Annotated in this window: 3 protein-coding genes; 1 reads left to right on the plus strand and 2 read right to left on the minus strand. The window is 57.0% G+C overall.

Going from position 1 to position 3203, the window contains the following annotated elements:
* Positions 1 to 427 precede the first annotated feature (427 nt).
* The gene (locus AC1D35_RS35250; RefSeq protein WP_477855786.1) at positions 428 to 757 is read left to right on the plus strand and encodes a hypothetical protein; all 330 of its coding nucleotides are present in this window, start codon (positions 428 to 430) and stop codon (positions 755 to 757) included.
* A 23-nt stretch (positions 758 to 780) separates the two neighbouring features.
* Here AC1D35_RS35250 and pdxA read toward each other — a convergent pair whose 3' ends face one another.
* Positions 781 to 1779, minus strand: a complete 999-nt coding sequence (gene pdxA / locus AC1D35_RS35255; RefSeq protein ID WP_477942562.1) for a 4-hydroxythreonine-4-phosphate dehydrogenase PdxA — start codon at positions 1777 to 1779, stop codon at positions 781 to 783.
* Positions 1780 to 1807: 28 nt separating this feature from the next.
* Complete coding sequence (locus tag AC1D35_RS35260) at positions 1808 to 2941, minus strand: iron-containing alcohol dehydrogenase (protein ID WP_113311902.1); 1134 nt, start codon at positions 2939 to 2941, stop codon at positions 1808 to 1810.
* Positions 2942 to 3203 lie beyond the last annotated feature (262 nt).

The following is a 3203-nucleotide window of genomic DNA, read 5'->3' on the forward strand; positions in this document are numbered from 1 at the left end:
CTAACAATCAAAAAGCCCGCATGGTAAAACCTGCGGGCCCAAAAAGCCCGCATGGTAAAACCTGCGGGCCTTTCGACGTTCTAGCGCAGGGCAAAACGCATCGTCAGCGGCCGGTAAAAAGGCAAGGGATATCAGTCGCCTGTGGATGAGTGTGATTATGACTTTTATCTATCATGTCCCCTTGCTCCCGACGCTGTATCGGCTGCATTGCAATCATAGGTAGATGATTGGTGGAATGGAAGCACTTCGTATCAATTATTGACAGCTAACGCATTCGTTTCGTTTCTTATTTCTTGGACCATTTCAGTGATATCACCCGGACTTGGCGTATCKTTGATAAGACATCCATTTAGGATGAAACGCTCATTGTATTTCTTTTGTTATGCACTCGAAATATTTCTACTGTGTCGATTACACTGATCATATCATGGCATATCGCTATGAGATCTCAGAGGTTTCGACATTTGCGAGCGAAAGCTGGCGAGAAGTAAATGCCGCCGAAATGTGCGAGGCTGTCCGGTTTAAGGTTCTGATGTCTCTCGATATGAAAATACGTCGCACCTACTATTTCTTGGATAAGAGCGTGATCGGGAAGCCGTTGTTGATAGCAACGCTTGCGTCGCGCGCGACCGTGGCGATACCGCTCGGCACGGATGAGCGGAGATTCCCTATTATCGATAAACAGCGGCCAGCCTTCACTCCACAAACAAAAAGCCCGCTTCGAAAGCGGGCTTTTTGTTTGTGGATACAAAGTTGAAGTTTCGGTCTGAGGCGATTTACTCAAGACGCCAGCACTGCAGCCTTCCGCGGYGATCTTGCCATCAGTCGCGCATAGGCGATGGCCGAGAGCATGTTGACGTGGTTGGCTCTGCCGGTTCCGGCGATGTCGAACGCGGTGCCATGGTCGACCGAGACGCGGTCGATCGGCAAGCCCAAGGAGACGTTGACCGCAGTCTCGAAGGCGACCAGCTTGATCGGGATATGGCCCTGGTCGTGATATTGGGCGATCACCAGGTCAAAGGCGCCGTTATAGGCGCGGGCGAAGACCGTGTCGGCGGAGATCGGGCCGACCACGTCGATGCCCTTGGCCTGTGCGAGCTCGACCGCAGGTACCAGGAATTCCGTGTACTCGGTTCCGAAGAGGCCGTTTTCGCCGCAATGTGGGTTGAGGCCGGCGACGGCGATGCGGGCTTTCTTGCCGAGGCGCATGAAGTGATTGTGGCCGGCTTCGATCGTTGCCAGCACGCGCTCGGTCTTGGCCCGCTCGATCGCGCCCTTCAGCGAGATATGGGTCGAGACGTGGATAGTGTTCAGCCGCTCGGAGGCGAGCAGCATGAAGGAGCTCTTGGAACCGGTCAGGTGCGCGAGGAGGCCGGTATGGCCGTCATAATGGTGACCGGCAAGGTTCATGGCTTCCTTGTTGATCGGCGCCGTGACAATGACGTCGGCCTCCTTCGACATTGCGAGATCGACGGCTCGAGCGATATAGCGAACGGACGCGTCGCCGGCGACCGGGCTGACCTTGCCGATCTCGGGGAGGGGGGCGTCGAGCGAAACCTCATCCACGGCGATGGTATTCCCATCCTCGGAGGTGGAGGGACCGAAAGCGAGGCTGACGTCGGTCGCACGTGCGGCCCGTTCCAGCGCTTCCGTGTTGCCAACGATGACGAAATCCCGGCGTTCGGCCGCCGGCAGTGCAGCCAGCGCCTTGACGATCACTTCGGGACCAACACCGGCAGGATCACCGAGGGTCACTGCGACTTTTGCATTTCTGTCCATCAGTCAAATTCCTCTTGAAAGCCCTGCCTCAATAGGCCGCTTCGTAGATCGAACGTATGTCAGTGCGCGTCAAGTCGCGTGGGTTGTTGTCCAGGAGCCTGCGGATGGCGAAAGCGTCGTCAGCCATGGCGTCGAGATCGTTTTCGGGTACGCCCAGGCCCGAAAGAGTCATCTCGATGCCGAGCTCAGCGCAGAAAGCGTAGGCGGCATCAAAGACCGACTTGACGGTATCGGATGTGCTATAGCCGAGCGCTTCCATCACCGCTTTCGTCTTTTCCGGCACGGCCGGCGTATTGAAGGCAAGAACATGCGGGAAGATCAGTGCGTTGGCTGCGCCATGGGCGACGTGCCAGCGGGTGCCAAGTGGGTAGGCCAATGCATGGCCACCCGCAGTATTGACCGGGCCGAGGCAGAAGCCGCCATAGAGCGAGGCCAGCGAAAGACCGGCACGCGCTTCGGCATCCGAACCGTCGCGCACGGCACGCGCGAGATATTTGCCGACGAGCCGCGTTCCCTCGATCGCATAAATGTCGATCATCGGGTGCGCCTTGCGATTGGTGAAGGCCTCGACGCAATGCGCCATGGCATCGACACCGGTTGCGGCGGTGGTGCGGGCTGGAACGGAGAAGGTCAGCGACGGGTCGATGACGGCGATATCGGCGAGCATGTGAAGGCTCTCGACCGCTAGTTTCGCCTTGGTGTCGGGATCGGTGACCAGCGCGCGAATGCCGGCTTCGCTGCCCGTGCCCGATGTGGTCGGCACCTGGGCGAGCGCTACTTTCCGCGGTCCCTGAACCTTGTTCGGACCGACGACTTCGCGAAGCGTCTGCACCGAGCCGGCGAGTACGGCAGCGAGCTTCGCTAAATCCATAGCGCTGCCACCGCCGAAGCCGACGATGAGATCAGCCTGTGCGGTCTCTGCTGCGGCGAGCACCTTGTCGAGATTGGCAATATCCGGCTCGGGCGTGACGTCCGAGAAGACCGAAACATCACCCTTCAGCTGCAGCGCCTCGATGCGCGCTGCATTGAAGGCATCGGAAATGACCAGCGTTCGGGAATAGCCCTTGCCGGCCGCCCAGGCGCCCAGCTTTCCCGCGGTTCCGAGACCGAATTCGATCAGGTGTGGCCGGACAACGGTTATAGGTGAATCCAAACTGACCATATGCGGTCCTCTCCGATGTGCGACGGAAACCGACCGTCAATGATGTAAAGTTGTTATCCTGTCTGGCGATTTATGGCAAGAATGAATAGAGATCTTTATCGTTTTTCGGTCCGTTAGGGGAATTCTGCATTAATCCTTGGCGATCAAAAAAACTCATATCTTATTGAATAAAATAAATAAATTTCATTTGCGCAATCCATCTGTCCGGGCGACTGAACTTGTCAATCAACTATCGCACATTAGTAAAATATGAGCGCAAGTA

This window comes from Rhizobium sp. P1_E6, assembly GCF_056405875.1.

What these genes read in the sequence shown, in the direction of transcription:
- AC1D35_RS35250 (WP_477855786.1), top strand. Translation starts at nt 428, where the DNA reads ATGGCATATCGCTATGAGATCTCAGAGGTTTCGACATTTGCGAGCGAA.
- AC1D35_RS35260 (WP_113311902.1), bottom strand. Translation starts at nt 2,941, where the DNA reads ATGGTCAGTTTGGATTCACCTATAACCGTTGTCCGGCCACACCTGATC.